Origin of the sequence: Arthrobacter sp. H14 (assembly GCF_000520495.1) — a bacterium.
Classification (GTDB): Bacteria; Actinomycetota; Actinomycetes; order Actinomycetales; family Micrococcaceae; genus Arthrobacter_C.
In genome coordinates this window covers 1-5,898 of sequence record NZ_AZRX01000478.1, presented here as the reverse complement: position 1 = coordinate 5,898, position 5,898 = coordinate 1, and the positions used below count along the sequence as shown (strand labels likewise).

Genomic DNA, 5,898 nt, shown 5'->3' with positions numbered 1-5,898 from the left:
CGGGGAGGTCGATGAGCTGGTTGCTGCCGGATCAGGGGACCTTTTTTCTGGCCGGGCCGTCTTAGCTGGTGGGTGGTGGCATGTTGTCTGCTTCACCCGGTGCTGTCACAGAGGTTGTAGATGCTGTAGGTGTTGGAGGTGTCTGTGGGGACGGGGCTGGGTCGTGTGGGCTCTGGTTGGTTGGTTTCCGGACTTCACCGGCGTCGTCGTCGAGGAGTGCTTGTTTGATGATGGTGCGTGGGTCGTACTGGCGTGGATCGAGTTTGCGCCAATCTATGTCGTCAAATTCGGGTCCCATCTCGTCGCGGAGCTGGTTCCGGGCGCCACCTGCCATCCGTCGGAGGCCCTTGACCAGTTGTCCCAGCTGAGCGGCGTAGTCAGGAAGGCGCTCCGGGCCAAGGACCAGCAGGGCAATCAGAGCGATGACTATGAATTCGAGCCCGTTGATTCCAAACATTTCAGCAGACTACTCTGCTTGCGGCCGTTCAGAACCCATTGAACCCATTGGAGCCGTGCCCGGCTCCGGGACACTGGACAGGAACGTGTCCGTGTGCTCAGCTGGTTCTGTTGCTGTGCCGGTGTGGGCCTGAAGTTATTTTCCGCGGACACAGAAATTTCCTGCTACTGATGGTCGAATGAGGGCGTATGAGACATAGAGGAACCAGCAACAGGTTCAGAATGAGGGGACGTTTGTTAGTCTCCGGTGTCGCCACTGTCTTTTTCGCTGCCGGAGTAGTGACAGTCGGTGTTGGTCTGCAGGCCGATGTGTCCCCCGGGGCCACCGCCTTCCAACCCTCCGTCGAAGCATCTTCGCCTCCCACACCGGGGGCACCGCCAAGCACACCACCGCGGACACAGGCGGCTCCACCACCGGTTGAGCGCCCTGGGCAAAGCACCACCGAAGCATCTGCTGCAGCTTCCCCGGCCTCGAAGGGGTCCACGGATCTTCTCGGGCCGGTCCTTGCTCCTTCTGAACCTGCCAGTGTGGCCATCGACAGTATTGGGGCCGGTTCGGATTTGATGAAACTGGGTTTGGAAGCTGATGGGACCGTAGCCGTGCCCCCGGGGGATGCCGGCGCTCCGGCTGGTTGGTATGAGAACTCCCCCACTCCTGGTGAGCTGGGTTCCTCGATCATCCTCGGCCACGTCAATTCGATTCAAACCGGCGTTGGCGTCTTCTATCGCCTGCACGAGCTCAAGGACGCGGACCAGGTTTCTGTGACACGCGAGGATGGCACGGTGGCAGTGTTTGAGGTCTACCGCGTTGATACCTATGAGCAGGCTTCTTTTCCCACCGCGAAGGTTTACGGCAACGCTGCACGGGCGGAATTGCGGCTGATCACCTGTGCCGGGTTCGAGCCCTCGACGGGTGAATTCACCCAGAATACGGTCGCGTACGCCTATCTTGTTTCCAGTCACCCCAAATAAACCTGCAGGTCCTTCCTAAAAACAGTAACTACCCGGCTGATTGAGGCGGAGATCCAGGCAGCTGTCGCTCGTTTGGCGCCTGGGGGACAGGTATGAGCGCACTCGGCAGAATGCTTCGGCGCCGGCCATGGCGGGCAGGCACCCCGGCGATCTTCCGGATCTTCAGCGGCCCGCACCTCCGGGGCCCGGAACGGGCGTTCTCAGGGGTAAGTTCCTCAGAGGAGGGGACCGGCGGAGGTAGCACCAGCATCACCAATCACAAGAGAAACTGAGTGTATAGCTTAAATAAAAGTCGAGTCAGGCTCTTGCAAATAGTTGATGAAGCGATAATGATTATGATCACGAAGGGGGCTGGCTTATCATCTCCCGGGTTTCTCTAATCAACGGTGGTACTGGGTTATGTTCGATCAGAGTTTTATTACCAAAGCTATTTCCAGAAGCGCGGAAAACGGTTTGGATCGTCGTCGGTTCTTCCGGACCGCCGGGCTAACCGGTCTGGGTGTCGGCGGAGCGGCGATGCTCGCCACAGCAGCGCCGGCACATGCCGCCCCCATGGACACGGGAGGCCCGAGTGATTCGGCGATCCTGAACTTCGCGTTGAACCTGGAATATCTGGAAGCGGAGTTTTACCTGCGGGCAATCGACGGTCAGGGACTGCCATCGAATCTGGTCGGCGGGACCGGCACCCCCGGCGGTGTCACCGGCGGACATGCTGTGCCCTTCAAGACCAAGGCCATTGAACTATACGCCAGGGAAATCGCCGCAGACGAAAAGGCACATGTTGCTTTCCTGCGCACAGCACTGGGCAACGCTGCTGTGTCCCGCCCCAGCATCGACATTGGCGCGAGTTTCACCGCAGCTGCTGTAGCGGCCGGGCTGATCAAAGAGGGGGAACCTTTCGACGTCTATGAAAGCGAAGAGAACTTCCTCCTCGGTGCGTTCATCTTCGAAGATGTCGGAGTCACCGCCTACAAGGGCGCGGCCCCGTTGATCGATAACAAAACGTTCCTGGACGCGGCGGCAGGACTTCTGGCCGTGGAGGCGTACCACGCCGGTATCATCCGGACCAACCTGTTCGCGAAGGGGCTGCAGGTGCCTGCCATGGCTATCTCTGACGCCAGGGACAGCCTCGATGGGCCGGATGATCTGGATCAGGGAATCGGCACCACGGACGAGGCGAACCTCGTGCCCACGGACGCGAACGCTCTTACCTTCAGCCGCACACCCGGCCAGGTCCTGAATATCGTTTACCTCAACCCGGAACCAGTGCGCTCCGGAGGCTTCTTCCCCAACGGCGTCAACGGCGAACTCAATGGCAGTGGTACCTTGGCTGCGCAGCCAAGTGGAGCCATGCCCGGCGGTGCCCCCGGAACCGGCGTCGAAGGGTCAGGTGCCAGCGGGCCCGATATGGGCCTGATCGGAGCCGGCGGCGGGATCGCCGCCGCTGCGGCGGCAGCTCTGGCCATACAACACAAAAAGGGCGCAAAAAGCGCGGCATCGAACACCGCTGCACAATCCGAATAGGTGAAGTTCCGGCGGTACGGCCCGGCTTCATGGTCGTAGACTGCATCTTCTAAAGCGCAGGTGGGGTCACCATGGCATCGCAAGGCAGCCATGGTGGCCCCACCTGTCGCGTTGCACAGCAAAATGGTGCATAACCCCGGAAGACGGGCGGGAACCTGCCTTCAGGATTACGTCCGCGTTCCTGCCGGCCGCCGTGGTCCATGAGCCGCCGCCAAGCCGGCCGTTACCGCGGCAGGAATTGTTACTGTTTCAGGCACTGCCGTAGTCTTTGCAGCCCTGTTGAGGAAGTGAAGGGATGAGCGCAACGGGTGCGGTCCTCAAAGCGTCCCCGCTGAAGTAACAGATGTCGGTGGTTAATGGGCAAGCCCGGTTGGTTGGGCCCATGCCAACCAGACTCCTACCCAGGGACCCAACCACGGTGCCATGGTCAGCGGCTTGCACAGATGCCACGGCCACCACATTCGCCGGTTTCGTGGCAGGGTAACAACCATACTGTTGTAACACTCACTTGAATTCGCCTGTAAGGAGATGGCCCAATGGCCACGAACAAAGCTCAAATGAAGCCCGGCCTGGCCGCCTATGCGTTGCGCGGGGCCATGGGCGGCATCTTTGGAGGAGCCGTATTCATTGGCGTAACGATGTGGTTTGCAGCGACACAGGGCAATCCGCCCGCTGCACCATTCGGACTGATCTCCTCGATCGTGCTAGGCGCTGATTCGTTGACGGCCGGTGCCGCATCAGTGCCGTTGGGCGTGCTGATCCACACAATTAATTCACTTATTTTCGGTATCATCCTGGGGCTGATCGCCGCGCGGCTGCCGAGCAATATCTCTATCGCAGTGGCAGGGCTGGTGTATGGCCTGCTGCTCTACCTTATGAACTTCCAACTGATCGGACGGTTTATCTTTCCACAGTTCCAGATGCCGAATCAGCCCTTCGAAGTTCTCGCACACCTCGTCTTCGGTGCCTTGGCGGTACTATTCCTGTTCCACCGCCCGCGGGACCCTCAACACAGCTGAGCGGAACCGTCCACGCCAGCTTCGACAGGGCCTTTTCACAAAGTCCGGTGAGGGCATGGATGATTTTTAGGTGGCGCCGAAGCGGATTTTCTCCGACGTGACCTCCGGTTCCAGCCAAGCTAAACAGAGGCCGGGCATGGTCGAACTGTTGAAGTAATGCAAGGGATGGCGACACGGTTGTGGTGTGGCGGATTGATCGCCTGGGGAGGTCGTTGCTCGATGTGCTGGCCACGGTGCACGACATGCGCGATCAAGGTATTAGCGTTCGTTCGATTTCCGATGGAATCACATCGACGACCTCCGGACGGTTAATGCTGAACATGCTCGTGACCCTTGCAGAGTACGGGCGTGAGCTCATTGTGGAGCGTGTTAATGCCGGCATCGCCGCATCCCGGGCATCCGGCACTGTTTTTGGAAGACCGGTCAGCGATCCAACCGTCATCGCCGAAAAACTGGTAATCGTGGATCAGCCCCGCCGTGAAGGGAAGACTGCGCTCAAGCCGCCAAGCTGGTTGTGGAGCAGGGCGAACCTGTACCGGAATCAACAGTCACTCAAAACAGATGCGGGCTAACGGTAGACCGTGGAGCGGCTTACGGTAAAGAGCTCGGCCAGCTCGTACATAGGTGCTGGACTAATCGCCTTCTTCCAACAGTGGTGAGTTGATAGGGATGGACGCGAGGTTAATTTGTTCTGGCCCGCTCCGTAGGTTGGAGCGGGCCAGAACAGTGAGCTAATAGGCTCAGCTCTTGTGTGTGCGGGTGCGCGTCAGCGCGATGAGACCGGCTGCGAGACCGAGCACGCCGGCAACGAGGGCGATCCAGCCAAGGGTCTGTCCGGTTGTGTTCACTGTAGAGGCAGGAGCTGCTTCCGTCTCCGCTGTCGCGGATGAGGTCTCAGTCTGATCCTGTTCGCCGGAGGCATCTTCAGCGGTTGTGGTGAAGGATGGGGCCGGGCTTTCCGGTTCCTCGCCCTCGGTGGCGGGTTCGTCCCAGTTCCGTACCGATCCATCGGTGTAGTGCTGCGTGGTTGGCAGCATCACCGTGGTGCCGGCCCCGGGCAGCGTTCCCACCGAGATGGAGAAGGTTTGGTACTGCTCCTGCGAAATCTCATTACCCTCATCGGCGGTCCAGACCACGGAGGTGGGTGCCTCCGTTACGGTTGCGCCCTGTACCTCGACCGGTTCGGGCAGCTCGCTGGTGACGACCTCGACCGTCCAGCCCGCGACCGGCTTGGCCCGCACCGACGTGAACGGGGTCTTGGTGGGAAGCTCCACCTCGACCTTGTTGGTGCCGGCTGTTTCGGATTCGTTCGGGACGCTGAACGTCAGCTGCGAGTAGCCGCCCTCAGTCGTTGAATCGGGAGTGACTCCGACGTGGGCTGACGCTGCGCCGAGGCCGAACACCATCAGTGAAGCGGTGGCCGCGATAAGGGCCGCGGTGCGCCTAGTGCGAGAAGTTGTGGTTTTTTTCATCGGTTATTACCTTTCCAGAGTGCCATCAGGCACGAAAGATTTTGTCGCGGGGGCCGCCGCGCGCCGTCCCGTCAACCGGAAATTTTTCCGGTTCTGGACCGGGATGGGTCCGGTGAGAGGTGTAGTGTGATGGGCACCTCATGTTGGGCGGGGCCGGTCTTTCTTCTCCGGCCCGGGGATGCCGGCAGGCAGCGAAGATATTCCTCTAGGCTTTTCTGCTTTCCGGCATTCTCATACTCCATTCGCAAAGCAAGCCGTCCGGCCGGGCTGCCACCAGGCCTTGAATCCGTCATCTTTAGATCACGAAGTGGTAACAACCAGTGTGCCTGGCATCTAGTGTGTTGCGCCGTTAGTTCGTTGCTAGTTGTTGGTAGGCTGGAGTATGGCGCAACGAGGACCGGCATTGGCCGAAGTGAGACTCTCCGATACGGAACGTGACCAGTTGGAGCGGTGGG

At 60.0% G+C, this 5,898-nt stretch carries 6 protein-coding genes; 4 read left to right on the top strand and 2 right to left on the bottom strand.

What is annotated here, in order from left to right:
- Positions 1 to 61: 61 nt before the first annotated feature.
- A complete protein-coding gene (locus Y707_RS29415) occupies positions 62 to 457 on the bottom strand; it encodes a twin-arginine translocase TatA/TatE family subunit (RefSeq protein ID WP_081744549.1) in 396 nt (131 codons plus the stop codon).
- 188 nt (positions 458 to 645) lie between these two features.
- Here Y707_RS29415 and Y707_RS33100 point away from each other — a divergent pair, with 188 nt between their 5' ends.
- The 4 genes from Y707_RS33100 (at position 646) to Y707_RS22500 (ending at position 4,543) form a co-directional block, all read left to right on the top strand.
- Positions 646 to 1,428, top strand: a complete 783-nt coding sequence (locus Y707_RS33100) for a class F sortase (RefSeq protein WP_333782827.1) — start codon at positions 646 to 648, stop codon at positions 1,426 to 1,428.
- 399 nt (positions 1,429 to 1,827) lie between these two features.
- Positions 1,828 to 2,952 (top strand): ferritin-like domain-containing protein, encoded by a 1,125-nt coding sequence (locus Y707_RS22505; RefSeq protein ID WP_081744548.1) that lies wholly within the window; start codon positions 1,828 to 1,830, stop codon positions 2,950 to 2,952.
- A gap of 536 nt (positions 2,953 to 3,488) precedes the next feature.
- Positions 3,489 to 3,971, top strand: coding sequence for a hypothetical protein (locus Y707_RS0101380; RefSeq protein ID WP_026533785.1), 483 nt, complete (start codon positions 3,489 to 3,491; stop codon positions 3,969 to 3,971).
- A gap of 179 nt (positions 3,972 to 4,150) precedes the next feature.
- Complete coding sequence (locus Y707_RS22500) at positions 4,151 to 4,543, top strand: recombinase family protein (RefSeq protein ID WP_051441527.1); 393 nt, start codon at positions 4,151 to 4,153, stop codon at positions 4,541 to 4,543.
- Between the two features lie 168 nt (positions 4,544 to 4,711).
- Here Y707_RS22500 and Y707_RS0101370 read toward each other — a convergent pair whose 3' ends face one another.
- Positions 4,712 to 5,443 carry a YcnI family copper-binding membrane protein gene (locus tag Y707_RS0101370; protein WP_026533784.1) on the bottom strand — a complete coding sequence of 244 codons (732 nt, stop codon included), beginning with the start codon at positions 5,441 to 5,443 and terminating at the stop codon, positions 4,712 to 4,714.
- Between the last annotated feature and the right edge of the window lie 455 nt (positions 5,444 to 5,898).

What these genes read in the sequence shown, in the direction of transcription:
- Y707_RS29415 (WP_081744549.1), bottom strand. Translation starts at nt 457, where the DNA reads ATGTTTGGAATCAACGGGCTCGAATTCATAGTCATCGCTCTGATTGCC.
- Y707_RS33100 (WP_333782827.1), top strand. Translation starts at nt 646, where the DNA reads ATGAGACATAGAGGAACCAGCAACAGGTTCAGAATGAGGGGACGTTTG.
- Y707_RS22505 (WP_081744548.1), top strand. Translation starts at nt 1,828, where the DNA reads ATGTTCGATCAGAGTTTTATTACCAAAGCTATTTCCAGAAGCGCGGAA.
- Y707_RS0101380 (WP_026533785.1), top strand. Translation starts at nt 3,489, where the DNA reads ATGGCCACGAACAAAGCTCAAATGAAGCCCGGCCTGGCCGCCTATGCG.
- Y707_RS0101370 (WP_026533784.1), bottom strand. Translation starts at nt 5,443, where the DNA reads ATGAAAAAAACCACAACTTCTCGCACTAGGCGCACCGCGGCCCTTATC.